We start from the raw sequence: 24,029 nt of genomic DNA, 5'->3' as shown, positions 1-24,029 counted from the left end.
GGCGACCGTCCGTCCTGTGGATAACCCGTCGCTGCGGCTCTCGGCACGGTGAGATGGGGTCCATGCCCGTCTCGCCGCCGTCGCACGTCACCGACCCTCCGGCCGTCACCCCGCGCGCGATCGAGACGCTCACCGCAGCGGGTTGGCAGGTGCTGCCCCGTCCCGGCGCCCCCGGGGGCCTCGTCGCGCGGGACGCGGCCGGGGACGACTGCACGATCAGCGTCGTCGCGGTGCCCGACGAGCCCGCGGCCCGCACCGCGCTCGTCGACCACCTGCACGGCCTGGGCGGCGGCGACGAGCACCTCGTCGCGGTGCGCGCCGTCGTCGAGACCGGAGACGGCGGCCTCGCCGTCCTGAGCCAGCACGTCGAAGGGCTGCGTCTCGACGAGCTCGCCGCGGCCCGCGGCCCGTTCACCGCGGGGGAGGCCGTGACCGTGCTCGTCCCGGTCGCACAGGCGCTCGCGGCGCTCCACCGCGCCGGACGCGTGCACGGGTCGCTCGACGCCCGGGCGGTCGTGCTCTCCCCGGACGGCCGTGCCGTGGTCCGGCCACCGCTCACGCCAGGCGACGGGACCGCGGCCGACGACGTGCGCGACCTGGCGCGGCTCGCGCTCGGGCTCGTCCCGCCACCGGCGTCGAGCCACCCCGCGTCCGGCGGGCCGCCGGCGGACCCGGACGAGGCGCGGGACCTGGCTGCGCTGCACGGCGAGCTCGTCGTGGCGTTGCGCGAGGACCCCCAGGCCCGCCCGGCGGCGGGGACGTTCGCCGCCCGCTGCTACGACGCGGTCGAGCCCCGGCCCGTGACCATGCCCGACCCGGCGCGGCTCGTGGCCGCCGCCCTCGGCGGGCGGCGCACGACGGCGGGGGTCGCGACCGCGGAGCCAGGTCCGGCACCCAGGGCGTCCCGCTCGCGCAGGGACGTGGCTCGTGCGCGCCGGGTCGGTCCCCGCACGGCCGGCGGACGTCCGGGCCGTGCGGCCCGTGCGCCCGGGCGGGCCGCTGAGCGGACGGCCGGGGCTCCGGGGCGCGGTGGCGTCACGCGCGCGGTGCTGGCGGCCACCGGGATCGTCGCGGGCTGCGTCGCCCTCGTCGTCGTCCTGCTCCAGCTCGCAGGCACGCCGGAGGGCACGCCGACCCCGGGCGACGGGCCGGCGACGCGCAGCGCCGCGACCGATCTTTCGACGGGCTCCGCGTCCGACCCCACGGCGGACCGGGACGACCCGCTGGGCGCCGCCCACGAGCTCACGGTCCGGCACCTGGCCCTCGTCACGGGCGGCGGCGGAGACCTCGCGGCCGTGGTCGTCCCCGGCACGCCCGCGGCGACGAGCGAGCAGGAGCTCCTGGCCGAGCTCGAGGGCACCGTCGTGCTCGACGCGCAGGTGGAGGTCTTCGACGCGCGGCAGGGCTCGTCCGCGCCCGCGGACGAGGCGCACGTCGAGGTCGACTACGCGGTGAGCGCCCACCGCCAGCGGACTCCGGAGGGCGAGGTCCAGGTTCCTGCGACGCCGCGGACCACCGTGGGCCTCGTCCTGCGCTGGACCGACGCGGGCTGGCGTGTCGCCGAGGTGCTGGGCTGACGTCTGCTGACGTCTCCCCGGCTGCTCAGCCCTCGACCACCGACCGGGCAGCGGCGTCGAGCTCGGGGTCGTTGAACCGGAAGCCGCTCGCCTCCAGCACGGTCGGCAGCGCCCGCTGGGAACCCAGGATGTCGGACGCGAGCTCGCCGAGCGCGATCTTCAGAGCGAACGACGGCACGGCGACGATCGCCGGGCGGTGCAGCGCGCGGGCGAGCGCGGACGTGATCTCGGCGTTGGTGGCGGGCACCGGTGCGCACAGGTTCACCGGGCCGTGCACGGGTGCGGTGAGGAGGTGCCGCAGGGCGGCGACCTCGTCGCGCAGGGTGATCCAGCTCCAGTACTGCCGGCCGGAACCGAGGCGGCCGCCGACCCCCAGGCGCAGGAGCGGCAGGAGACGGCCCAGCGCACCGCCCTCCGACGACAGGACGATGCCGGTGCGTGCGTGCACGACCCGCACCCCGGCGTCCTGCGCGGGAGCGGTCGCCGCCTCCCACTCGCGCACGAGGCGTGCGAGAAAGCCGTCGCCCGACGCGGACGTCTCGGTGAGGACCTGCGCGCCGCGGTCGCCGTAGTACCCGATCGCCGACCCCTGGACCCAGACCGGCACCGGGCGGTCGAGACCGGCGAGCGTGCGCGCGAGAAGACCGGTCGTGCGCGTACGGGACGTGACGAGCGTCCGTTTGTAGTCCGTCGTCCAGCGGTGGTCCCCGACGCCCGCGCCCGCGAGGTTGACGACGGCGTCCGCGCCCTCGAGCGCCGCGGGATCGAGGATCCCGGCGTCGGGGTCCCACTGGCGCTCGTCGCTCGTCTGCGGCGGTCGCCGCACGAGCCGACGCACGTGGTGCCCGTCCTCGCGCAGCCGTTCGAGCAGCTCGGCGCCGATCAGTCCGTGCGAGCCGGCCACCACGATGTCCATGGGTCCACCGTACGGGTCCCGGCGGGTCGCGTGCACCGGTGCCGCGGACGCACCGAGGGCCCCCGACCGGTGCGGTCGGAGGCCCTCGGAGGAGGCGCGGTGTCAGCGCACGAGCGTGCCGGTCAGAGACCGACCTCGGACTCGAACGCGCCCTCCTCGATCCGGTTCTTGATCGAGGTGAGGAAGCGCGCGGCGTCGGCGCCGTCGACCAGGCGGTGGTCGTAGGACAGGAAGATGAAGCACGTCGAGCGGATGCCGATCGTGTCGTTCCCGTCCGCGTCCGTCACCACGGCCGGGCGCTTCGTGATCGTGCCCGTGCCGAGGATCGCGACCTGACCGACCGGGACGATCGGCGTGTCGAAGACCGCGCCGCCCGACCCGGTGTTCGTGATGGTGAACGTGCCGCCCGCGAGCTCGTCGGGCCCGACCTTGTTGGCACGGGTGCGTGCGCCGAGGTCGGCGATCTTGCGCGCGATGCCGGCGAGGTTGAGGTCGCCCGCGTCCTTGATCACGGGGACCACGAGACCACGCTCGGTGTCCACCGCGATGCCGACGTTCTCCTGGCCGTGGTACGTGATCTCGTCCTCGGCGAAGGTCGCGTTGATCTTCGGGTAGGCCTTGAGCGCCTCGACCGCGGCGAGCGTGAAGAACGGCAGGAACGTGAGGTTCGCACCCTCGCGCGCCTTGAAGTCCGCCTTCGCGCGGTTGCGCAGCGCGGCGACGCGCGTGACGTCGACCTCGACCGCCGTCGTGAGCTGGGCCTGGGTGCTGAGCGCCTCGACCATGCGGCTCGCGACGAGCTTGCGGAGCCGGCTCGTCTTCTCCGTCGTGCCGCGCAGCGGCGACACGGCGGGCACGGACGGCTTCTTCGGCGCGGCCGGAGCCGACGCGGCGGCAGGGGCCGCGGCGGACGCCTTGGCCTCCTCGGCCTTGCGAGCCGCCTCGAGGACGTCCTCCTTGCGGACGCGTCCCCCGACACCCGTGCCGGTCACGGTCGACAGGTCCACGCCCTTGTCGGCCGCGAGCTTGCGCACGAGCGGCGTGAGGTACGTGCCGCCAGCCTTCGCCGCCGGCGCCGGGGTCGCACCCGGTGCCGAGGGAGCTGCCTGCGCGGGCTTCGCCGGCTCCGACGGAGCGCTCGTCGCGGGCGCCTCCTCCTGGGCCGCCTGCGCCGGGACGTCCGCCTCGCTGGCCGGGGTCTGCGCGGTGACGGGATCCTGCGCCGACTGCTCCTCGTGCTTCGGCGTCTCCTGCGGCTGCGCCGCCGCGGGAGCCTCCTGCTGCGGAGCCTCCTGCGCCGCGGCCGGGGCCGCGCCCGAGCCGACGATCGCGAGGACCGCGCCGACCTCGACCGTCTCGTCCTCCTGGACGAGGATCTGCTGGACGGTGCCCGCGACGGGCGACGGGACCTCGGTGTCGACCTTGTCGGTCGAGACCTCGAGCAGCGGCTCGTCGACCTCGACGCTGTCGCCGACGGCCTTGAGCCAGCGGGTGACGGTGCCCTCGGTGACGGACTCGCCGAGCGCCGGGAGCTTGATCTCCTCGCCGCCCGAGCCTCCTGCGGGAGCGGGAGCCTCCTGGGCAGGGGCCTCCTGCGCCGGGGTCTCCTGCGCGGCGGCGACGGGGTCCGCGGCCTGGGGGGCCGGCTCCTCGGCCGGCTTCTCCTCGGCGGCGGGCTCCTCGGCCTGCGCGGGCGCGGCGGAGCCGCCGCCCTCGCCGGAACCGATGACGGCCAGGTTCGCGCCGACCTCGACGGTCTCGTCCTCCTGGACGAGGATCTGCTCGAGGACGCCTGCGACGGGGGAGGGGATCTCGGTGTCGACCTTGTCGGTGGACACCTCGAGCAAGGGCTCGTCGACCTCGACGGTGTCGCCGACGTTCTTGAGCCAACGGGTGACGGTGCCCTCGGTGACGGACTCGCCGAGTGCCGGCATCTGCACGTTCTCAGACATGACCTGCCTGGTCTCCTTCGATCGTTGGGGGTCAGTTGTGGGCGTGCAGAGGCTTGCCGGCAAGTGCCAGGTGCGCCTCTCCGAGTGCCTCGTTCTGGGTGGGATGGGCGTGGACCAGGGCGGCGACGTCCTCGGGGTACGCCTCCCAGCCCACGATGAGCTGGCCCTCGCCCACGAGCTCGCCGACGCGCGCACCGATCATGTGCACACCGACGACGGGGCCGTCCTTGCGGCGGACGAGCTTCACGAAGCCGCTCGTCCCGAGGATCTTGCTCTTGCCGTTGCCCGCGAGGTTGTACTCGAGGGCCTCGACGGCCTCGGACCCGTAGGTCTCGCGCGCGTCGGCCTCGGTGAGCCCGACGGACGCGACCTCGGGCTCGCAGTACGTCACGCGGGGGATCGACGACTCGACGATCGGCGTCGGCTCCAGGCCGGCGATCTGCTCCGCGAGGAAGATCCCCTGGGCGAACCCACGGTGCGCGAGCTGCAGACCGGGGACGATGTCGCCCGCGGCCCAGATGTTGCCGACGCCGGTGTGCAGGCGCTCGTCGACCACGACGAAGCCGCGATCGAGCGTGACGCCCTGCTCCTCGTACCCGAGGTCGGCGGTGCGGGGTCCGCGACCGACCGCGACGAGCAGCAGCTCGGCGTCGAAGGTCTTCCCGGACTCGAGCGTGACCGTGACCCCGGAGTCGGTCTCCTTGACGCCCGCGAACCGGTCGCCGAGCGAGAACTGGATGCCGCGCTTGCGGAACGCGCGCTCGAGAGACTTCGACAGCGCCACGTCCTCGTTCGGGACGAGGTGGGGCAGCGCCTCGACGATCTGGACGTCGGCGCCGAAGGAGCGCCACACGCTCGCGAACTCGACGCCGATGACGCCGCCGCCGAGCACGACCACCGAGGAGGGGACCCGGTCGAGGCCGAGCGCCTGGTCGGACGTGACGACGCGGCCGCCGATCTCGAGACCGGGCAGCGTCCGGGAGTACGAGCCGGTGGCGAGGACGACGTGGCGGCCGGTGTACCGGGTGCCGTCGACCTCGACGGTGTCCGGCCCGACGAGGCGACCGTGGCCCTCGACGTAGGTGATGCCGCGCGACGCGACGAGTCCCTGCAGGCCCTTGTAGAGCCCTGCGACCACGCCGTCCTTATAGCTGTTCACCCCGGCCATGTCGACGCCGTCGAAGGTGCTGCGGACACCGAACCGGGCGCCCTCTCGCGCGCCGTCGGCGAGCTCGGCCGCGTGCAGCAGGGCCTTCGTCGGGATGCACCCGTTGTGCAGGCACGTCCCGCCCAGCTTGCCCGACTCGACGAGCACGACGTCGAGGCCGAGCTGCGCGGCCCGCAGCGCCGTCGCGTAGCCGGCGCTGCCTCCGCCCAGGACGACGACGTCCGACGGGGTGCCGGATGGTGTGGCGGGTTCGGCCACGTGCGACTCCTTCAGGGAGGGGAGAGCGGTGTCGGACGTCCACGGCACGACGACGGGCCGACGGGACCGGTGGGTCCCGGCCCACGGTACGTGAACGTTCTCCGGAGCCATCTTGGCACCTCGGGCACCGCCTCCCCAATCGAGGACGGCCTTGGCGGCTGTGACGATGGAGACAGGAGCGGGGTGGACCGGCGCCCCGGTGTCGCACGGACGTCGCCCGTCTCCCGCCCGGGAACCGTCCAGCGCCGCGCTGTACCCTGCCGGTGTGTCCCGGCTCTCACGACTCTTCTCCCGTCGTCCGACCACGAGCTCGGCCGCGGCCTCGTCCCCGGCAGCATCGTCGGACGCCCGCAGGGCGACCCTCGCGCACATGCAGGACTTCGTCCGCACGCGCGTCGGTGTCGAGGCGTACGTCGAGCCGCCGACGCAGGACACGGGGGCGACGCTCCTGCTCATCGCGACGACCGGCGAGTGGACGCGTCGACGCGTGCCGGACGAGCGGACCGCGTTCGACGTCGCGGGCTCGCTCGGCGTGCCCGTCTACAACGTGCGGTTCACGGGATACCCGCAGCGCATGCGGGACTGGAACTCGCGCCAGCGTCGGCGCTGACGCCGGCGCGAGTCCCTCGGGGCTCAGCGCCCGGCGCGGCCCTCGACGAGCGACAGCAGCGTCCGCACCGCGACGCCGGTCCCGCCCACGGGCGTGTACCCGTGCGCCGAACCCTCGTTGAACGCGGGTCCCGCGATGTCCAGGTGCGCCCACGGCGTCGACCCGACGAACTCCTGGAGGAACAGCCCGGCGACGAGCATGCCGCCGAACCGGTCCCCGATGTTCGCGAGGTCGGCGACCTTCGACTTCAGGGACGCCCCGAGCTCCTCGGGCAGCGGCATCGGCCAGAACTGCTCGCCCGCGCCGTCCGCGGCCGCGACGACCTCGGACCGCACGGCCTCCGCACCCATCACGGCGGACACGCGGTTGCCCAGCGCGACCATCTGCGCACCGGTGAGCGTCGCGACGTCGAGCACGACGTCCGGCTTCTCCTCGACGGCCGCGACGAGGCCGTCCGCCATGACGAGGCGGCCCTCGGCGTCGGTGTTCAGCACCTCGACCGTCTTCCCGCCGCGGATCGTGATGACGTCGGACGGGCGCTGCGCGGTGCCCGACGGCATGTTCTCCGCGAGGCACAGCCACCCGGTGACGGCGACCGGCAGGCCCAGGCGGGCCGCCGCGACGACCGTGCTCAGGACCGCTGCGGCCCCCGCCATGTCGGACTTCATCGCCTCCATGCCCTTCGCGGGCTTGATGGAGATGCCGCCCGAGTCGAACGTGATGCCCTTGCCGACCAGAGCGACCTTCGCCGCGGGCCGCGCGGGGGAGTACGCCACCTTGACGAGCCGCGGCCCGCGCGTCGAGCCCTGACCCACCCCGACGAGGCCGCCGTAGCCGCCGGCCACGAGCGCCTTGTCGTCGAGGACGGTGACCTTGAGGCCCTTGGCCCCGGAGTCCTTCACCGCCTGCTTCGCCGCGTCGGCGAACGCGGCAGGGAAGAGGTCGTTCGGCGCGGCGTTGACGAGGTCGCGCGTCGCGTTGACGGCGTCCGCCACGACCCGAGCACGCTCGACGGCGGTCTTGACGGCAGCGCTGCGGGCGTTCGGGGCGAGCACCTCGATCGTCGCGACCGGCTGCGCCGACGCAGCGGTCGCGGCCTCGCCCGTGCGGTACCGCGCGAACGCGTAGGCGCCGAGCAGAGCGCCCTCGGCGACCGCTGCGACGTCCTCGACGTCCTCGACGGGCAGCGCGACGGCCACCGAGCCCGTGCCGGCGAGCGCGCGCACCGCGGCGCCCGCGGCCCGGCGCAGCGTCTCGGTGCCGAACGTGCCGTCGGCACGGCGGGCGCCCAGCCCGACCAGCACGAGCACGTCGGCCGCGAGGTCGGCGCCCCCGGGCACCTTGCGGACCTCGTCGGCGGCCCCGGTGATGCCGAGCGCGGGCGCGAGGTCCTCGAGACCGGCGACGACCGCGCGGGGCAGGTCGCCCCCGACGATCGCGACGCCGTCCGACGACGTGTGGGTGCCGACGACGAGCACGTCGACCTTGGCACCGGCGGGACTCTTGCTGGAGACGATCAGTTCAGCCACACCGGCGATGCTAACCCCGGACCCGGCCCGATTCCGCCTGGGCGTACGACCGCCGGTACGCTCGGCGGCGTGGTCCTTCCCCTCGTGCTCGCCGTCGTCGCGGCGTGCGTGGCGCTCGCGGGCTGGGCGACCGTCTACGTCGTGCGCGACCAGGCCGTGGTCCTGCGCCAGCTCTGGGGCGCCGCCGTCGTCGAGGGACTGATCCTCGTGCAGGGCGTCGTCCTCGGCGTCCTGGGTGCGACGGGGACCGCGCCGACGGACCCGGTGCTCCTGTGGGGCTACCTCGTGACCGCGCTGTTCGTCCTGCCGGTGGCCGCGCTGTGGGCGTTCGCCGAGCGCACGCGCTGGAGCTCGGTGGTGCTCGCCGTCGCCGCGCTCACGGTGGCCTTCCTCGAGTGGCGGGTCTGGCAGATCTGGAACACGTGACCCGGAGGTCTCGATGAGCGCACCCCGCCCGACCGGCAGCGGGTTCGGCCGCTTCCTCGTCGTCGTCTACGGCATCTTCGCCGTCGCCGCCACGGCGCGCGCCGGCGTGCAGCTCCTGCGCGACTGGCACGAGGCGCCGCTCGCGTACGGCCTGTCGGCGTTCGCCGCGCTCGTGTACGTCGTCGCCACCGTCGCCCTCGCGCGCGGCGGTCCGGTGGCCCGGCGGGTCGCCTGGTGCGCCGTGGGGGTCGAGCTCGTCGGCGTGCTGGCCGTCGGGACGCTCTCGCTCGTCGACGCCGCGGCCTTCCCGCGCGCGACCGTGTGGTCCGGCTTCGGTCAGGGCTACGGCTACGTGCCGCTCGTCCTGCCGTTCGTCGGCCTGTGGTGGCTGTGGCGCACGCGCGCCGTACCCGACGACCCGCACGCCAGCCTGCCCGACGACGTCCCGCCCGCGAGCGGGACCACCCGCCCGTCCGCCCACGACACCTCGGAGGACGTCGCATGAGCCGCCGCCCGGTCCTGTACTCGCTGCTGTTCGACACCGTCTTCACCCGCATGGACCCCGAGCGGGCCCACGAGGTCGCGTTCACCCTCATCTCCGCCGCCGGCCGGGTGCCCGTGCTGCGCGACGTCGTGCAGGGTGCGCTCGCGCCCTACCTCGGCCGGGGGGTCGGGGGGCGCGGGAGCGTCGAGGTGCTCGGACGCGTCTTCCCGGCGCCGTTCGGCCTCGCGGGCGGGTTCGACAAGAACGCGCGCGCGGTGCGCGGGCTGACGATGCTGGGGTTCGCGTTCGTCGAGATCGGGACCGTGACCGCGCACGCCCAGCCGGGCAACGAGAAGCCGCGCCTGTGGCGCGAGCTCGACGTGCGCGGCGTGCGCAACCGGATGGGCTTCAACAACGAGGGCGCGGCGGCGGCGGCCCGACGGCTCGAGGAGCTGCGCTCCACGCCCGCCGGTCGTGCGGTGATCGTCGGGGCGAACGTCGGGAAGACGAAGGTCACGCCGGCCGCGGAGGCGCCGGGCGACTACGCGACGAGCGCGAGCCTGCTCGCCCCGTTCGCGGACTACCTCGTCGTCAACGTGTCGTCGCCCAACACGCCCGGCTTGCGCGACCTCCAGGAGGTCGAGTCGCTGCGCCCGATCCTCGTGGCGGTGCGCGAGGCCGCCGACGCCTCGACCGCCGCCGCGGGCGTCGGTCGCGTGCCGCTCCTCGTGAAGATCGCGCCCGACCTGGCCGACGAGGACGTCGACGCGGTCGCGGACCTCGTCGACGAGCTGGACCTCGACGGGGTGGTGGCCGTGAACACGACGATCGGTCACGACCGCGGCCCGGGCGGGCTGTCCGGCCCGCCGGTCCTCGCCCGCGGACGAGCGGTCGTGGCGCGCCTGCGCGAGCGCCTCGGCGACCGGCGCGCGATCATCGGCGTGGGTGGCATCACGACGGCGCACGACGCGCGCGACTACCTCGACGCGGGCGCCGACCTCGTCCAGGGCTACACGGGCTTCCTCTACCAGGGCCCGTTGTGGGCGGCCCGCATCAACCGCTCGCTCGTGCGTCACCCGGAGCCGGGTGCGAACGTGCGGGGCACGAGCAGCACGGACACGGAGGAGACGCGATGATCCGGCCGCAGTGGGTCTGGGAGCTCGACGACGCCGACGGGCGCCCGCTCGGCGCTCCGGTGAGCCCGGTCTTCACGACGCAGTTCGACGCCGAGCAGTGGCTCGGCGAGACGTGGCGCACGCTCGCGGCCAGCGGCGCGGTCGTCGCGCGACTCCTGCACGACGGCGCGCAGGCGACGGCGCCGGTGGAGCTCAGGGCGGGCTGAGCCCAGGGCGTGTCCGCCGGCGATCGCGGCCGGGCGGACCGCGTCCAGGGGGTCGCGGACTGACGGCGCACGGTGGTTCAGCCCCGCACGCGGTCCCACGCGGCCGCGAGGCGCCGCACCGCGCCGGCGACCTCGTCGGGCGGGCGGGAGAACGTCAGGCGCACCCGGTCGGTCGAGCTGCCGTCCGGGGTGAAGGTCGGCCCGGCGTTGACGAGCACGCCCTCGGCGGTCGCCGCCGCGGCGAACGCGTGCGCGAGCGGCGCGCCCAGCCCGGCCCACAGCGACAGGCCGCCGGGTGGCACGGGGACGTCCCAGTCGGGCAGCGCGTCGGCGAGCAGGCGGCACACGTGGTCGCGCTGCTCGCGCAGCATGACGCGTCGCTCGGCGAGCACGGCCGTCCGGTCCTCGAAGAGCTCCACGACCGCGAGCTGCTCGAGCAGCGCGGTCGCGATGTCCGCCGACTGCCGCGTCCGGGCCAGGCGCGCGACGAGGTCGGGGTGCGCGCGCACCCACCCGACGCGCAGGCCGCCCCAGAAGGACTTCGACGCCGAGCCGACGGTGACGAGGTACGGCGACGTGCCGTCCCCGGCGAGCGGCGGCGCCACGTCTCCCTCGTCGTGGGGGTCCGTGTCCAGGGACAGGTCGGTGAGCGTCTCGTCGCCGATGACGGTCACGCGGTGGCGCGCCGCCGCCTCGCGGACCCCCGCGCGCTCGTCGGGCGTGAGCGTGTAGCCCGTCGGGTTGTGGAAGTCGGGGACGAGGTAGACGAGCCGCGGTGACACCTGCCGCAGCGTGGACTCGAAGAGGCCGACGTCGAAGCCCGGCGCCGACCCCGGTCCGCCGCGGCCCACGGGGAGCGCGACGAGACGTGCCCCGGCCCGGCGCATCGCCTCCATCGCGTGGTAGTAGGTCGGCGACTGGACGACGGCCCGGTCGCCGGTGCCGAGGAGCGTCGCGGCGAGCGTCGCGATCGCGTGCTGGGCACCCGTGGTGACGAGGATCTGGTCGGGGTCCGTCGGCGTGCCGCGCGCGGTGAAGCGCGCCGCGACCGCCTCGCGCAGCGCCGCGACGCCGTAGGGCTCGTACCCGCCGCCGGCGAGGTGCTCGGGCAGGCGCTCGAGCGCGCGCCCGTAGGCGCCGTGCAGCCCGGACGGCGCCGCCGACGTCGCCTGCGACAGGTCGGCGAGGTCGGCGGCGACCCCGGTGCCCGCGAGACCGGCGGGCGCCGGGGCGTCGCCCCCGGCGGGTCGCGCCGCGGACCGGCGTCGGCCGCCGTGCGGCAGCACGACCACCGTTCCCGCGCCCGTGCGCGACCGCGCGAAGCCCAGCTCGCGCAGCCGACGGAAGGCTGCGGCCGTCGTCGTGCGGGAGACGCCGAGCGCGGTCGCGAGGTCGCGCTCTGACGGCAGCCTCGTGTGCGGCGCCAGCGTGCCGGCGAGCACGGCGGCGCGCAGCGCGTCCGCGAGCGCGACGTAGGCGGGTCCGCCCGCGTGCCAGCGACCGAGGAGCCGGACGGCCGCGGCGGGGGAGAGGTGACGGTGCACGTCGAGCCCGGCGCTCGCGGGGGCGGGCCGGGCGGTCGGCCGCACCTCGTCGCGGGTCGCACGCGCAGTACTCATCAGGCCACTCTCTCCCCATTGGCTATAGAAGGCGATGCCAATCAGACCACAGGATGGTGGCCATGTCACCGTTCCGCCGCACCGTCCAGCTCTTCCTCGGCCTGCTCGGCTACTCGCTGTCCATGGCGATGCTCCTGCACGCCGGTCAGGGCGGGATGCCCTGGGACGTGCTCCACCAGGGGATCGTGGAGCGCACCGGGCTGCCCTTCGGTGTCGTCGTCGTGGCCCTCAGCGCGCTCGCGCTGCTGGCGTGGATCCCGCTGCGGCAGCGACCGGGGATCGGGACCCTCGCGAACGTCGTCGTCATCGGCGTGACCATCGACCCGGCGATCGCGCTCGTCGAGCGGGTCGTGCCCTCGCCGGGGACCGTGGCGGGCGTCGCCCTCGCGCTCGGCGGCGTCGTGCTCAACGGCGTGGCGACGTCGGCCTACCTCGGCGTGCGCCTCGGCCCCGGGCCGCGCGACGGCCTCATGACGGGCCTCGTCGCCCGGACGGGCCGGTCCGTGCGGCTCGTGCGCACGCTCATCGAGGTGGTCGTGGTCTCGCTCGGCTGGGCGCTGGGCGGGACGCTCGGCTGGGCGACGCTCGCCTACGCCGTCGGTGTCGGTCCGATCGTCCAGGCCACGGCGCGCTGGTTCGCCCCGCGTGACCAGCCGGGCGGGCGTCGTGCGCGCCGGGCGACGGCGGTGGCGACGGACGACCGGACGACGGCGGACGTGGCGACGGTGCCGCGTGCGGGGGAGACCGCGCCGGCGCGATGAGGCTCCCGGCCCGGGCGAGGGAGGCATGCCCGACGCCCGGGCCGGTGGGACGACGACGCGCGGGGCGCCCGGACCGGGCACCCCGCGCGTCGTGCACGGCGATCGTGCGGTGCTGCGGCAGCAGGCGTCAGGACGGACGCTTCTGCGGCGCACCCTCCGCGGTCTTGCGCGCGTCGCGCTCGACGACGTCGCCCAGGACCTCGTCGATGCGCGCGAGGAGCTCCGCGGGGATCGTGACGCCCGCGGCCTTGACGTTCTCCGCGACCTGCTCGGGGCGCGACGCGCCGACGAGCGCCGCGGCGACGTTGTCGTTCTGGAGGACCCACGCGATGGAGAGCTGCGCCATGGACAGGCCGAGCTCGTCCGCGACCGGCTTGAGGTCCTGCACGCGCGCCAGGACGTCGTCGGTCATGAAGCGCTGGATCATCCGCGCGCCGCCCTTGTCGTCCGTGGCGCGCGAGCCCTCGGGCAGCGGCTGGCCCGGCACGTACTTGCCGGACAGGACGCCCTGGGCCATCGGCGACCAGACGATCTGCGACACGCCGAGCTCGCGCGAGGTCGGCACGACCTCGTCCTCGATGACGCGCCACAGCATCGAGTACTGGGGCTGCGACGAGATGAGCTGGAAGCCGAGGTCCTTCGCGAGGGCGTGCCCCGCGCGGATCTGGTCGGCGGTCCACTCCGAGACGCCGATGTACAGGGCCTTGCCCTGGCGGACGATGTCGGCGAACGCCTGCATCGTCTCCTCGAGCGGCGTCTCGGTGTCGAACCGGTGCGCCTGGTAGAGGTCGACGTAGTCCGTGCCGAGCCGCGTCAGGGAGCCGTTGATCGACTCCATGACGTGCTTGCGCGACAGGCCGGAGTCGTTCGGGCCGGCGGGCCCGGTCGGCCAGTACACCTTGGTGAAGATCTCGAGGGACTCGCGACGCTGCCCCTTGAGGGCGTCGCCGAGGACCTGCTCGGCCTTCGTGTTCGCGTAGACGTCCGCGGTGTCGAACGAGGTGATGCCGGCGTCGAGCGCGGCGTGGACGCACGCGGTCGCGGTGTCGTTCTCGACCTGGGAGCCGTGGGTGAGCCAGTTGCCGTAGGTGATCTCGGAGATCTTGAGACCCGAGTTGCCGAGGTAGCGGTAGTTGGGCATGGCCCTAACCTATCGGCCGGGACGGTTGCCCGAGGAACCGGCGGGCGGACGCCCGGCGGTCCCGGCCGTCACTCCGGGTAGACGCCGTGCTTCTTGTGCACCGGCTTCGGCAGACGTGCCCTGCGCAGCTGGAACGCGCGCATCACGGCGTACATGACGGTGCCCTTCGGCACCTCGCCGAACTTGCGGACCAGCCGCTTGCGCAGTCCGCGCCACATGATGAACGCGTCGATGATCGTCAGCAGCACGATGACGTACAGCGCCATGACCGTGACGAAGGCGAGGCCCTGGTTCTGGGCGGTGAGCAGCGACATGACGATGAAGACGAGGGCGATCGGGAGGAAGAACTCGCCGAGGTTCCACCGCGCGTCCACGTGGTCGCGCACGTAGCGGCGGACCGGTCCCTTGTCGCGCGGCGGCAGGTAGCGCTCGTCGCCCGTCTGCATCGCCTGGTACTCGCGGTCGCGCATCTCGCGCTGCTTCTCCCGCGCCGACTTCGCCGCCGCCCGACGGTCGTTCGGCACGAGGGGGCGCTTGTTCGCGGCCTCGGAGTCCTTGCGCTTGGGTGTGGGACGGCCCTTGCCTGTGGCCGTGCCGGCCTGCTCGATCTCGGCCGCCGCGGCGACGGGGTCGGGGGCAGGCGGCGTGGCGCCGGACTTGTTGCGGGAGAACACGGGTCCAGCGTAGTCGAGAGCGAGGGCGCTCCTCGCCCCGCCCCCAGGGTGACGTACGGTGCTCGCCGTGACGAACTCACCCGACACCACCGACCCGACCCTCGCCACCACGCTGCGCGAGACGGTCGCCGGCCTGTTCCCCGCCCTGCGCGCGTACCTCGAGGCGCTCGTGCGCATCCCGAGCGTCTCGAACGCCGCGTTCGACCCGTCGCGCGTCGCGGCGAGCGCCGACGCCGTGGCCGCCCTCCTGCGCGAGGCCGGGCTCCCGGAGGTCCAGGTGCTGCGCGCGACCACCGAGGACGGCCGCGAGGGCGCACCCGCGGTCGTCGCGCGCCGTCCCGCTCCCGACGGCGCGCCGACCGTCCTGCTCTACGCCCACCACGACGTGCAGCCCCCGGGCGACGCGTCCACCTGGGACACCGAGCCGTTCGTCCCCACCGAGCGGGACGGCCGTCTCTACGGGCGTGGAGCGGCCGACGACAAGGCGGGCGTCGTCGCCCACCTCGGCGCGCTGCGCGCCCTCGCGACGCTCGGGGACCTTCCGGTGGGCGTCACCGTGTTCGTCGAGGGCGAGGAGGAGGTCGGCTCGCCGACGTTCCTGCCGTTCCTCACGCAGCACCGCGACCTGCTCGCGGCCGACGTCATCGTCGTCGCCGACTCGGCGAACTGGAAGATCGGCGTCCCCGCCCTGACCACGTCGCTGCGGGGTCTGGTCGACTGCGAGGTCGAGGTCGCCGTCCTCGACCACGCCGTGCACTCGGGCATGTTCGGAGGTCCGGTGCTCGACGCCGTCACGCTGCTCGCCCGCCTGATCGCCACGCTGCACGACGACGCGGGCGACGTCGCGGTGGACGGGCTCGTCGTCGGGGCCGAGCCCACGGTCGACTACGCGGAGTCCGACTTCCGCGCGGACTCGTCGCTCCTCGACGGCACGGTCCTCGCCGGGCAGGGCAGCATCGCCGGGCGGTTGTGGACCAAGCCCGCGATCGCCGTCATCGGTCTCGACGCGCCGAGCGTCGCGCACGCGTCGAATACGCTCACGCCGCGCGCGACCGCGAAGCTCTCCGTGCGCCTCGCGCCCGGCCAGGACCCTGCGGCCGCGATGGCGGCGCTGCGCACGCACCTCGAGGCGAACGCGCCGTTCGGCGCGCGCGTCACCGTCCGCGACGGCGAGCAGGGCAAGCCGTTCCTCGCGCCCGCCGACTCCGCGGCGATGCAGGCCGCGCGGTGGGCGTTCGCGACGTCCTGGGGCACGGACCCGGTCGACATCGGCATCGGCGGGTCGATCCCGTTCATCGCCGACCTGCTCGACGTCTTCCCCGACGCGGCGATCCTCGTCACGGGGGTCGAGGACCCGGACTCGCGCGCGCACGGCGCGAACGAGTCGGTGCACCTCGGCGAGCTCGAGAAGGTCGTGCTCGCGGAGGCGCTGCTCCTCGCGCGGCTCGGCGGCCTCGTCGCCTGACGCGCGGCCTCACCCGAGGCTCGCGCGCAGCTCGTCGGCGTCGTCGAGCGCGGTGCCGACGGCCTGGCGCGCGGCCTCGTCCAGCGTCGGGACGAGCGCCGCGAGCACGTCGAGGTGCTCGCGGGCCGCGTCGGGGTCGTCCGTGCGGACGGCGAGCTCTGCCAGGTAGGCGAGCGCGCGCACCCGGTCCGCGGGGTCGGTCTCGTCGCCCGCGCGCCGGAGCGCGCCCGCGAGGATCCGGCGTCCTTGCACGGCGTCGCCGTGGGAGTCGGCCTGCACGACGGCGTCGTCGAGGGCGCGCGCGACCCGGCCGGCGGGCCGCTCGGCGTAGGCCTGGCGCGCCGACTCGTCGCCGGTGCTGCTCTCCCGGGCCTCCTGGTCCGGGCCGCCGCCCGAGCCACCCGCTCCGGCGGGCGGCCGCCGCATGACCCGTACCCAGTTGCCCGCCGGGTCGACGACGCTGAACCCGGCCGTGCCGCCCGCGTTCGCACGACGGCGCGGGCGCGTGATCCGGGGCACGCCCGTCAGCGGGAGCCGGCCGTACCGGGCGCGCAGGCCCGCCGCGAAGGTCTCGAACACCGGCGCCGTGTCGTCGACGAGCGCGATGCACGTGCTGTACGAGTCGTCGGGCGCGACGCCGTCCATCCCGAAGTAGTGGATCTGGAACTCTCCGCGCCGCACGACGACGTAGGGGTTCGGCCGGAGCTGGCGGTAGGTGACGGCGAGCCCGAGGTCCACCCAGAAGTCGCGCATCGCGTCGACGTCGGGACAGGGGAGCGCGGGCACCATCGTGGCGTCGAAAGGGTCGGTCTCCATCCGCCCATCGAACCACCAGGGGCGACGTCCGCCTCAGACGGTGCGGTGGGCGACGTCGAGCGCGCGGGCCCAGGCCGCGACGTCGTCGGGGAGCTCGGGCGAGACCAGGTCCCCGCCGAGCAGGCCGACGACGTCCGGTGCCGGTACGCGGTCCCCGGAGCCGCGGGCCAGGAAGCGGCCCGCGACGAGGCCCCGTGCGCACAGCTCGCCGCGTCGCGAGAAGACCTGCTCGAGATACACGACGCGCTCGTCCCAACCGACCACGCGCGTCGTGATCTCGAACCGGTCCCACAGCTGCAGCGACCGGCGATACTTCATCGTCGACGCCGCGACCACCGGGTACCAGCCCTTGTCCTTGAGGAGCGAGAACCCACCGAGGTCGGCGATGTAGTTGCTGCGCGCGATGTCCATCAGCTGCAGGTACACGCCGTTGTTCACGTGGAGGTAGAAGTCGAGGTCGCCGGGGTGGACGCGAAGGTGCGTCACCGACGGGTCGAGAGGGTGCCGTCCGGGGACGGCTCGGCGGGGCATCGTGCTGGCGACGAGGAGCTGGAGCTGACGGGTCACGCTCGCAGGCTACTATCCCGCACCACCGGTATCAGGTATCGACGGAGGTGTGCGAGGATGCGCGGCGTGACGACGACGAGCACCGCACCTCGCCCCACCGCTCCTGACTCAGCACGGCACCCCTGGGTCGTTCGTGCGTTCCGCGCCGTCGCGATCGCCGAGGCGTTCTCCTGGGCGGGCCTCCTCGTCGGGATGTACCTCAAGTGGGTCGCCGGGACGACCGAGCGAGGGGTCGAGATCTTCGGGCCGGTCCACGGCGGGCTCGTGCTCGTCTACGTCGCGCTCGCGGTAGCGGTCGCGGTACGCCTGCGCTGGTCTCTCTGGACCACGTTCCTCGCGCTCGCGGCGACCGTCCCGCCCTTCTGCACCGTCGCCTTCGACGTGTGGGCGCACCGCTCCGGCCGCTACCGCGCGCGTCGCGCCTCGACGCCGGTCGCGGGCTGAGGCCCGCCGGGGCCCCCTGGGGGCCCGCTGGGGGCCCATGCCTAGACCGGCGGCACCGGGTCGTACTGGATCGCGCGCCGCACGGCTCGCGCGACGTCCGGGCTCTCGAGGCGGGCGACCAGGTGCAGCGCCATGTCGATGCCGGCCGAGACGCCCGCCGACGTCACGACGTCGCCGTCGTCGACGAACCGCGCCTCGGTGTCGAGCACCACGCTCGCGTCGATCTGGGCAAGGTCGTCGTAGTGCGCCCAGTGCGTCGTCGCGGGCCGCCCGGAGAGCAGGCCCGCGGCCGCCAGCACGAGCGACCCCGTGCACACCCCGGCGATGATCGGCGTCTGCGCGCGCATCGCGCGCAACCAGTCGAGGTGCGCGCTGTCGGCGAGGAGGGCGCGCGTGCCCCAGCCGCCCGGGTAGACGAGCAGGTGCAGCGGCCCGACGTCGTCGGCGGACCGGTCGGGGACGAGCCGCAGCCCTTTCGCGAGGCGCACGCCGCCCCCGTCCCACGAGAACGTCGAGACGTGAGGCTTGATCGCCGAGTGCTCGGCCCACGCGGTGAGGACCTCGAACGGGCCTGCGACGTCGAGCTCCTCCGCCTCGTCGAACACGAAGATGCCGACGTTCATCCCGTTGCCGGTGCTCATGCACCCACCTCCGCGTGCCGCCGGTCCCTCGACGGCCTCGTCGCGCCGGGCCGCTAGATCCCCGGCAGCGCCAGCATCTGGTCGAGCGCGACGCGCGCCCAGTGCGCGTCGTCGGCGTCGACGACGATCCGGTTGACCACGCGGCCCACGGCGAGCGACTCCATCGCCCACACGAGGTGCGGCAGGTCGATCCGGTTCATCGTCGAGCAGAAGCACACCGTCGAGTCCAGGTAGTGCACCTGCTTGTCGGGGTGCGCGCGGGCGACGCGCCGCACGAGGTTGAGCTCCGTGCCGATCGCCCAGGACGACCCCGGCTCCGCGGCGTCGAGCGTCTGGATGATGAACTCCGTCGAGCCCACGAGGTCCGCCGCCGTGACCACCTCGTGCTTGCACTCGGGGTGGACGAGCACGTTCACGTCGGGCACCGCGGCGCGGATGTCGGACACGTTCTTCGCGGAGAACCGACCGTGCACCGAGCAGTGCCCGCGCCACAGGATCATGCGCGCGTCGCGCAGCTCGGCGTCCGTCAGGCCGCCGTTCGGCTTGCGCGGGTCGAACACGACGCACTCGTCGAGCGACATCGCGAGCTTGAGCACCGCGGTGTTCCGGCCCAGGTGCTGGTCGGGCAGGAAGAGGACCTTGCCCGTGCCGTCGACGCCTCCGACCTGGTCGAACGCCCAGCGCAGCGCGACCACCGCGTTCGACGACGTGCACACCGTCCCACCGTGGCGTCCCGTGAACGCCTTGATCGCCGCGGACGAGTTCATGTACGTCACCGGGATCGTCGAGTCGGCGATCCCCGCCTCCTCGAGCACGTCCCACGCGTCCTCGACCTGGTCGATCGCCGCCATGTCGGCCATCGAGCAGCCCGCCGCCAGGTCCGGCAGCACGACCTGCTGGGCGTCGGACGTGAGGATGTCCGCGCTCTCCGCCATGAAGTGCACGCCGCAGAAGAGGATGAACTCCGCCTCGGGCCGGGCGGCGGCCTCGCGCGCGAGCTTGAACGAGTCGCCCGTGACGTCGGCGAAGTCGATCACCTCGTCGCGCTGGTAGTGGTGGCCGAGGACGAACGCGCGCTCGCCCAGCGCCGCCCGCGCCGCCCGGGCGCGCTCGACGAGGTCCGGGTCGCTCGGCGCGGGCAGGTCGCCCACACACTCGACGCCGCGCTCGGACGCGAGGTCGCGACCCTGACCCAGCAGCAGCAGGGCGGAGGGAGCGGGCTCGGCGAAGCCGGAGCCGTCCCCCCGCGGAGCCGCGTCGGGGCCGGTCAGACCGGAGTCCAGCAAGGTGCTACCAGTGCTCACGGGAACATCGTCGCACAGGGTGTCGTCGACGCGTCTCCGGTCGCGCGGGGCGGCCCGGACGCCACCTGGCAGGCTCGCAGGCTGGCAGAATCCCCGCATGCGCGTCCTCGTCACCGGTTCGACCGGTCCCGTCGTGCCCGACGGCGCGTGGCCGGCCCGGGCGGGCGACCTGGCGCCCGCGTCGCCGGACGGGGCCGGTGGGCCGGTGTCCGCGCGGTCGACGACGCCGGCGCCTCGGGACGTCGCGCGCTGGTGGGCGGAGACGGTGAGCGCCACCGGACGACCTCGCGGCGAGGTGCAGGTCGACCACGTCGGGCTCGCGAGCTCGGGGCCGGCCTTCCTCGATGCCGTCGCCCTCGTCGCGCCCGAGCTGCTCGCCGGCGTGGTTCCCGGCCCGGGTGGCCGGGACGTGCCGGTCGCTGTCCGCCGGGACGTCCGCACCGGCACCGTCTACGCGGACGCGTCCCAGGTGCCGGCGGTCGAGGACCCCGCGACCCACGACCTCACGACCGGCCGGCGTGCACCCGACGGCCCGTCCAGCAGCGCGGCCGCGTCCTCGACCCCCAGGGCGTCCGACGCCCTCGGTCACCTGGTCGCCCTCTGCGCGGACGCGGCACGGACCGCGGACGGGCGTCCGGGACGCGTCGTGCTCGCGACCGGGGGAGCGCGCAGCCACGACGCGGGGGAGGGGCTGCTCCGAGCCCTGTCGGGCGCACCGGCGGCGAGGACCGGACCCGGTGGACCGCCCGGTGCGACGGGGCGCGCGCCGTCGTGCAGTGACGGCGCGCCGACGGCCGCCGCGCCGACGGCCGAACGGCTGCGCGCGGCCCGCCGGGCGCTGCGTGACGTGCGCCTCGTGGCGGCCGTCGCCACTGACGCTCCGCTGCTCGGCCTGCACGGGGCGAGCGCGGCGCTCGCAGCCCGTGGCGTGGAGGACGCCCTCGCCCAGGACCTCGAGCGGGCGCTCGGGGCGGTCGCGCACGAGGTGGCGGCGGCCGTCGAGGCGCTCGACCGGGACGGCCGTGGGCCGCTCGGTCGCGACCTCCTCGCCACGGCGGGCCCGCGTCGGCTGGCCGGTGTGCCCGGGTCGGGCAGCGGCGGAGGCGCTGCCTTCGCCGTCGTGGCTCTCGGCGGGCGTCTGGTCCCGGCGCTGCGCGAGGTCGCGGACGTCGTGGGCCTCGACGAGCGCCTCGCCGTCGCCGACCTCGTGGTCGTCGTCGTGGACGAGCTCGGCGCGCACGAGATGGGCGAGGGCGCGGTCCACGTGGTCGCGCAGCGTGCCGCGAGGCATGCCGTACCGGTCGTGGTCGTCGCACGGTCGGTCGTCGCCGGCCGGCGGGAGCAGGCGGCAGCGGGTCTCAGCGGCGCCTACGCGTGGGGGCAGGACGCGCCGCAGACCCTCGTCGAGCGCGTCGCCCGCACCTGGTCGCGCGCCTGACAGCTGCTTCCTGGAGGCTCCTGCCGGGCCGGGGACCGCGTCAGCCGAGGTCGACGCTCCCGTCGGGCAGCACCCGCCATGCCGGGTTGTGGGCGATCTCCCACACGACGCCGTTCGGGTCGACGACGTGCGCGTGGAAGACCCCGCCGAACCGGCCCTCCTGCGGCTCCTTGCGGAGGTCCCCGCCCGCGGCGAGCATCCGCTCGCACAGCGCGACGACCTCGGCCCGCGAGCCGACGTTGTGGGAGAGGGTGACGCCCGTCACCGAGGCGTCCTGGTCGTCGACGCCCTGGTCCTCGATGAACTTCGAGCGCTCGAAGAACCCGAGGAGCTGCCCGGCCGCCGAGCGGTAGAAGAGGATCTCACCGGGGACGTCGAGCTGGGCGGTCCAGCCCAGCGCCCCGTAGAAGCGACGCGCGGCGTCGAGGTCTCGCGTCGCGATCGTCACGAAGTGCACCGCCTGGTCCATGTCTGCTCCCGTCGTCGGTGTCGTCCGGCCGTGGTCGACCGTACGCCCCGCACGCGTCGTAGACTCGGGAACACGACCGGCACGTGTGGTGTTGTGGACCTGACGGGATCTCTCGGGGACCAGGCTCGAGAGGCCACGGATAGCCGGCCACCACCGGGGCACACGTGCCCCCGACAGCGCGGAGACGAGATGAGCGAGACCACCGAGATTGCCACCCACGGCGTCGACCTGACCGATGTGGCCGCGGACAAGGTCCGCACCCTCCTCGAGCAGGAGGGCCGCGACGACCTGCGCCTGCGCGTGGCGGTGCAGCCCGGCGGCTGTTCCGGCCTGATCTACCAGCTCTACTTCGACGAGCGCCTGCTCGAGGGCGACGCCCTGCGCGACTACGACGGCGTCGAGGTCGTGGTCGACAAGATGAGCGTCCCCTACCTCGAGGGCGCGACGATCGACTTCGCCGACACCATCGAGAAGCAGGGCTTCACGATCGACAACCCCAACGCGGGCAGCGCCTGCGCGTGCGGCGGCTCGTTCAGCTGACGCACCGTCCCTGCGGGACTCCACGGGAGCCCGGTCCCCTCGCGGGGGCCGGGCTCCTGGCGTCTCAGCGGCCGAGCTCGACCGTGATCGCCCACACCGACGGGGCGGCGGCAGGCTCGCGCTCCTGAGGGACGTCACGCTCCTGCGCGACCTCGTGGCCCTCGGCGACCTCGTGCTCGTCGACGACGCGGTGACCCCGCATGCGCGCCCAGGCGGGCACGTCGAGACGCGCCGCCGGGTCCGTCGACCACACGGTCAGCAGGTCGCCGGTCCCGCGCTCGCGCGCCGCCGCGGCGAGGCGGATCACCGGTACCGGGCAGCGGAGCCCGCGGGCGTCCACCACGACGGGCTCGCGCGCACCCCCCGCGACGGCGTCGGTCGCGTCGTCGGGGCTCACAGCCCCTCGACCCCCAGCGCGGCGCGCACGCGCGCGACGGCGTCCGGCAGCACCCCGAGGAAGCGCTCGACGTCCTTCTCCGTCGTCGAGCGGTCGATCGCGATCCGGACGTTCCCGTGCGTGAGGACCCCCATCGCGGCGAGCACGTGGGACGGCTCCAGAGTGCTCGACGTGCACGCCGATCCCGAGCCGACGGCGATGCCCTCCCGGTCGAGCTCGGTGAGCAGCGCCTCCCCGTCGACGTAGAGGAACGAGAACGTCACGACGTGCGGGAGCCGGTCGACCGCGTCGCCCACCACCTCGACATCGGGGATCGCGGCGACGCGCGTGCGGACCCGGTCGACGAGCTCGCGCCGGCGGGAGTCCTGCGCCTCGCGGTCCGCGAGGACGGCCTGGAGACCCACCGCGGCGGAGAACGCGGCCGGGACGCTGACCCCACCCGGTGCGAAGGGTTCCGGGTCCTCCGGGAACGGGCTGCGCCGTCGGACGCGCGAGCGCAGGGCGAGGACCCCCACGCCGGGGGCCGCGCCCCAGTCGCCCGGGTCAGCGGCCAGCGCGTCCCACGACTCCCCGACGGAGACGTGGCCGAGGCTCGCACCCGCGTCCACGAGCAGGGGGACACCCGCCGCGCGCGCGGACCCGTGGACCGCGGAGAGCGGTTGGAGGGTGCCCACCTCGCCGTTGGCGTGCTGCAGCGCGGCGAGGGCGGCGCCGGGCTGCGACACGGCGTCGGACATGTCGCCGGCGCTCACGCGGCCGGAGCCGTCCACGGGGACCACGACCCGATCGAGCCCGCCGTGCTCCGCGGCGTGCAGCACCGCCGCACGCTCGACCGCGCCGACGACGACGCGCGAGCCGACGCGTCGTCGTCCGGCGGCCAGCGCCGCGACGGCCGTGTGCAGCGACGCGGTGTGCGACGGCGTGAAGACGACCTCCTCGGTCCTCGCCCCGAGCGCGGAGGCCACGGCCTCCCGGGCGCCGTCGAGCAGCGCCGCGGCACGGCGACCCTCCGCGTGGAGGCGGCGCGGGTCGGCCCAGCCGTCGTCCATCGCCTGCTCGAACGCCTCGCGCGCGAGCGGGTGCCAGGGCGCGCGCCCGCCGTTGTCGAGGCGGACGCGCGGTGCGCGGGTGGTGTGCGTCACAAGGTCTCCAGCGTCGCGGGGGGCGGGAGCGGCCGGGGCCGCACGTGGCGGCCCGGGTCGCCGACCGCGGGTGACCCGGCAGGATCGTTGCGCTCGCGCGGTCCTGCACGGTGGCGTGCGCGAGACACGAGCACGGTACCGCCGAACCGCGCCGCAGCGGTGCGGGCGAACGATCTGACAGAGTCGCCCGGCGTGTTCCGAACCCGGCCTGACCGGCCCGGACGTGTCAGGGATCTCCTGCCGGTGCACGGCGTTCCGGGGCACGAGGGGCGGAATCCCGCGCTAGGCTTCGTGTGTCGAGGACGAAGGTCCTGTGCTGGGCTCGTGGAGACGGGTTCGGGCAGGACGT

The 24,029-nt window shown here is 74.8% G+C and carries 25 protein-coding genes; 11 read left to right on the top strand and 14 right to left on the bottom strand.

What is annotated here, in order from left to right:
• Positions 1-62 precede the first annotated feature (62 nt).
• Entirely contained in the window at positions 63-1,577 is a 1,515-nt protein-coding gene (locus V5D56_RS15770) for a hypothetical protein (protein WP_435736235.1), read from the top strand.
• Positions 1,578-1,602: 25 nt separating this feature from the next.
• On the opposite strand, the gene V5D56_RS15765 is transcribed toward V5D56_RS15770, so the two are convergent.
• From V5D56_RS15765 to lpdA, 3 genes are all read right to left on the bottom strand, one after another.
• Positions 1,603-2,493: a TIGR01777 family oxidoreductase gene (locus V5D56_RS15765; RefSeq protein WP_435736234.1), complete on the bottom strand. Its 891-nt coding sequence runs from the start codon at positions 2,491-2,493 to the stop codon at positions 1,603-1,605.
• Positions 2,494-2,615: 122 nt separating this feature from the next.
• Positions 2,616-4,445, bottom strand: a complete 1,830-nt coding sequence (gene sucB / locus V5D56_RS15760; RefSeq protein ID WP_435736233.1) for a 2-oxoglutarate dehydrogenase, E2 component, dihydrolipoamide succinyltransferase — start codon at positions 4,443-4,445, stop codon at positions 2,616-2,618.
• Positions 4,446-4,476: 31 nt separating this feature from the next.
• Positions 4,477-5,871 (bottom strand): dihydrolipoyl dehydrogenase, encoded by a 1,395-nt coding sequence (gene lpdA, locus V5D56_RS15755; protein WP_435736232.1) that lies wholly within the window; start codon positions 5,869-5,871, stop codon positions 4,477-4,479.
• A gap of 370 nt (positions 5,872-6,241) precedes the next feature.
• On the opposite strand from lpdA, the gene V5D56_RS15750 reads away from it, so the two are divergent.
• Positions 6,242-6,481, top strand: a complete 240-nt coding sequence (locus tag V5D56_RS15750; protein ID WP_435736231.1) for an oxidoreductase — start codon at positions 6,242-6,244, stop codon at positions 6,479-6,481.
• Between the two features lie 23 nt (positions 6,482-6,504).
• On the opposite strand, the gene V5D56_RS15745 is transcribed toward V5D56_RS15750, so the two are convergent.
• Complete coding sequence (locus V5D56_RS15745) at positions 6,505-8,010, bottom strand: leucyl aminopeptidase (RefSeq protein ID WP_435736230.1); 1,506 nt, start codon at positions 8,008-8,010, stop codon at positions 6,505-6,507.
• 69 nt (positions 8,011-8,079) lie between these two features.
• On the opposite strand from V5D56_RS15745, the gene V5D56_RS15740 reads away from it, so the two are divergent.
• The 4 genes from V5D56_RS15740 to V5D56_RS15725 are packed head-to-tail and all read left to right on the top strand — an operon-like array spanning position 8,080 to position 10,262.
• A complete protein-coding gene (locus V5D56_RS15740; RefSeq protein ID WP_435736229.1) occupies positions 8,080-8,436 on the top strand; it encodes a hypothetical protein in 357 nt (118 codons plus the stop codon).
• A 13-nt stretch (positions 8,437-8,449) separates the two neighbouring features.
• Entirely contained in the window at positions 8,450-8,941 is a 492-nt protein-coding gene (locus V5D56_RS15735) for a hypothetical protein (RefSeq protein ID WP_435736228.1), read from the top strand.
• Entirely contained in the window at positions 8,938-10,056 is a 1,119-nt protein-coding gene (locus V5D56_RS15730; protein WP_435736227.1) for a quinone-dependent dihydroorotate dehydrogenase, read from the top strand. The genes V5D56_RS15735 and V5D56_RS15730 overlap by 4 nt, the downstream gene beginning before the upstream one ends.
• The gene (locus V5D56_RS15725) at positions 10,053-10,262 is read left to right on the top strand and encodes a hypothetical protein (protein ID WP_435736226.1); all 210 of its coding nucleotides are present in this window, start codon (positions 10,053-10,055) and stop codon (positions 10,260-10,262) included. Before V5D56_RS15730 ends, V5D56_RS15725 begins: the two co-directional genes overlap by 4 nt.
• A gap of 77 nt (positions 10,263-10,339) precedes the next feature.
• On the opposite strand, the gene V5D56_RS15720 is transcribed toward V5D56_RS15725, so the two are convergent.
• Positions 10,340-11,881 carry a PLP-dependent aminotransferase family protein gene (locus V5D56_RS15720; protein WP_435736225.1) on the bottom strand — a complete coding sequence of 514 codons (1,542 nt, stop codon included), beginning with the start codon at positions 11,879-11,881 and terminating at the stop codon, positions 10,340-10,342.
• Positions 11,882-11,943: 62 nt separating this feature from the next.
• On the opposite strand from V5D56_RS15720, the gene V5D56_RS15715 reads away from it, so the two are divergent.
• Positions 11,944-12,642, top strand: coding sequence for a YczE/YyaS/YitT family protein (locus V5D56_RS15715; RefSeq protein ID WP_435736224.1), 699 nt, complete (start codon positions 11,944-11,946; stop codon positions 12,640-12,642).
• Between the two features lie 127 nt (positions 12,643-12,769).
• On the opposite strand, the gene V5D56_RS15710 is transcribed toward V5D56_RS15715, so the two are convergent.
• Both V5D56_RS15710 and V5D56_RS15705 read right to left on the bottom strand, forming a co-directional pair.
• Positions 12,770-13,783 (bottom strand): aldo/keto reductase family protein, encoded by a 1,014-nt coding sequence (locus V5D56_RS15710; protein WP_435736223.1) that lies wholly within the window; start codon positions 13,781-13,783, stop codon positions 12,770-12,772.
• Positions 13,784-13,851: 68 nt separating this feature from the next.
• Positions 13,852-14,457, bottom strand: a complete 606-nt coding sequence (locus V5D56_RS15705; protein ID WP_435736222.1) for a DUF3043 domain-containing protein — start codon at positions 14,455-14,457, stop codon at positions 13,852-13,854.
• Between the two features lie 67 nt (positions 14,458-14,524).
• On the opposite strand from V5D56_RS15705, the gene V5D56_RS15700 reads away from it, so the two are divergent.
• Positions 14,525-15,922, top strand: coding sequence for a dipeptidase (locus V5D56_RS15700; protein ID WP_435736221.1), 1,398 nt, complete (start codon positions 14,525-14,527; stop codon positions 15,920-15,922).
• A gap of 9 nt (positions 15,923-15,931) precedes the next feature.
• On the opposite strand, the gene V5D56_RS15695 is transcribed toward V5D56_RS15700, so the two are convergent.
• Together V5D56_RS15695 and V5D56_RS15690 are read right to left on the bottom strand one after the other, a co-directional pair.
• Positions 15,932-16,738: a hypothetical protein gene (locus V5D56_RS15695; protein WP_435736220.1), complete on the bottom strand. Its 807-nt coding sequence runs from the start codon at positions 16,736-16,738 to the stop codon at positions 15,932-15,934.
• 33 nt (positions 16,739-16,771) lie between these two features.
• Complete coding sequence (locus tag V5D56_RS15690) at positions 16,772-17,305, bottom strand: acyl-CoA thioesterase (protein WP_435736219.1); 534 nt, start codon at positions 17,303-17,305, stop codon at positions 16,772-16,774.
• A gap of 66 nt (positions 17,306-17,371) precedes the next feature.
• Between V5D56_RS15690 and V5D56_RS15685 the strand changes: the two genes are divergently transcribed.
• Positions 17,372-17,749 (top strand): DUF3817 domain-containing protein, encoded by a 378-nt coding sequence (locus V5D56_RS15685; RefSeq protein WP_435736218.1) that lies wholly within the window; start codon positions 17,372-17,374, stop codon positions 17,747-17,749.
• Positions 17,750-17,790: 41 nt separating this feature from the next.
• Here V5D56_RS15685 and V5D56_RS15680 read toward each other — a convergent pair whose 3' ends face one another.
• Entirely contained in the window at positions 17,791-18,390 is a 600-nt protein-coding gene (locus V5D56_RS15680; RefSeq protein WP_435736217.1) for a DJ-1/PfpI family protein, read from the bottom strand.
• Positions 18,391-18,443: 53 nt separating this feature from the next.
• Positions 18,444-19,694 carry a quinolinate synthase NadA gene (gene nadA, locus V5D56_RS15675; protein WP_435736216.1) on the bottom strand — a complete coding sequence of 417 codons (1,251 nt, stop codon included), beginning with the start codon at positions 19,692-19,694 and terminating at the stop codon, positions 18,444-18,446.
• 97 nt (positions 19,695-19,791) lie between these two features.
• Between nadA and V5D56_RS15670 the strand changes: the two genes are divergently transcribed.
• Positions 19,792-21,132 (top strand): glycerate kinase, encoded by a 1,341-nt coding sequence (locus V5D56_RS15670; protein ID WP_435736215.1) that lies wholly within the window; start codon positions 19,792-19,794, stop codon positions 21,130-21,132.
• Between the two features lie 40 nt (positions 21,133-21,172).
• On the opposite strand, the gene V5D56_RS15665 is transcribed toward V5D56_RS15670, so the two are convergent.
• Positions 21,173-21,601 (bottom strand): VOC family protein, encoded by a 429-nt coding sequence (locus tag V5D56_RS15665; RefSeq protein WP_435736214.1) that lies wholly within the window; start codon positions 21,599-21,601, stop codon positions 21,173-21,175.
• 189 nt (positions 21,602-21,790) lie between these two features.
• Here V5D56_RS15665 and erpA point away from each other — a divergent pair, with 189 nt between their 5' ends.
• A complete protein-coding gene (gene erpA, locus V5D56_RS15660; protein ID WP_251151481.1) occupies positions 21,791-22,141 on the top strand; it encodes an iron-sulfur cluster insertion protein ErpA in 351 nt (116 codons plus the stop codon).
• Positions 22,142-22,205: 64 nt separating this feature from the next.
• Here erpA and V5D56_RS15655 read toward each other — a convergent pair whose 3' ends face one another.
• Positions 22,206-22,538: a sulfurtransferase TusA family protein gene (locus V5D56_RS15655; protein ID WP_435736213.1), complete on the bottom strand. Its 333-nt coding sequence runs from the start codon at positions 22,536-22,538 to the stop codon at positions 22,206-22,208.
• Positions 22,535-23,680: a cysteine desulfurase family protein gene (locus V5D56_RS15650; RefSeq protein WP_435736212.1), complete on the bottom strand. Its 1,146-nt coding sequence runs from the start codon at positions 23,678-23,680 to the stop codon at positions 22,535-22,537. The genes V5D56_RS15655 and V5D56_RS15650 overlap by 4 nt, the downstream gene beginning before the upstream one ends.
• Positions 23,681-24,029 lie beyond the last annotated feature (349 nt).

This window comes from Cellulosimicrobium sp. PMB13, from assembly GCF_051294865.1.
Classification (GTDB): Bacteria; Actinomycetota; Actinomycetes; order Actinomycetales; family Cellulomonadaceae; genus Cellulosimicrobium.
This window is presented reverse-complemented; position numbering and strand designations above follow the sequence as displayed.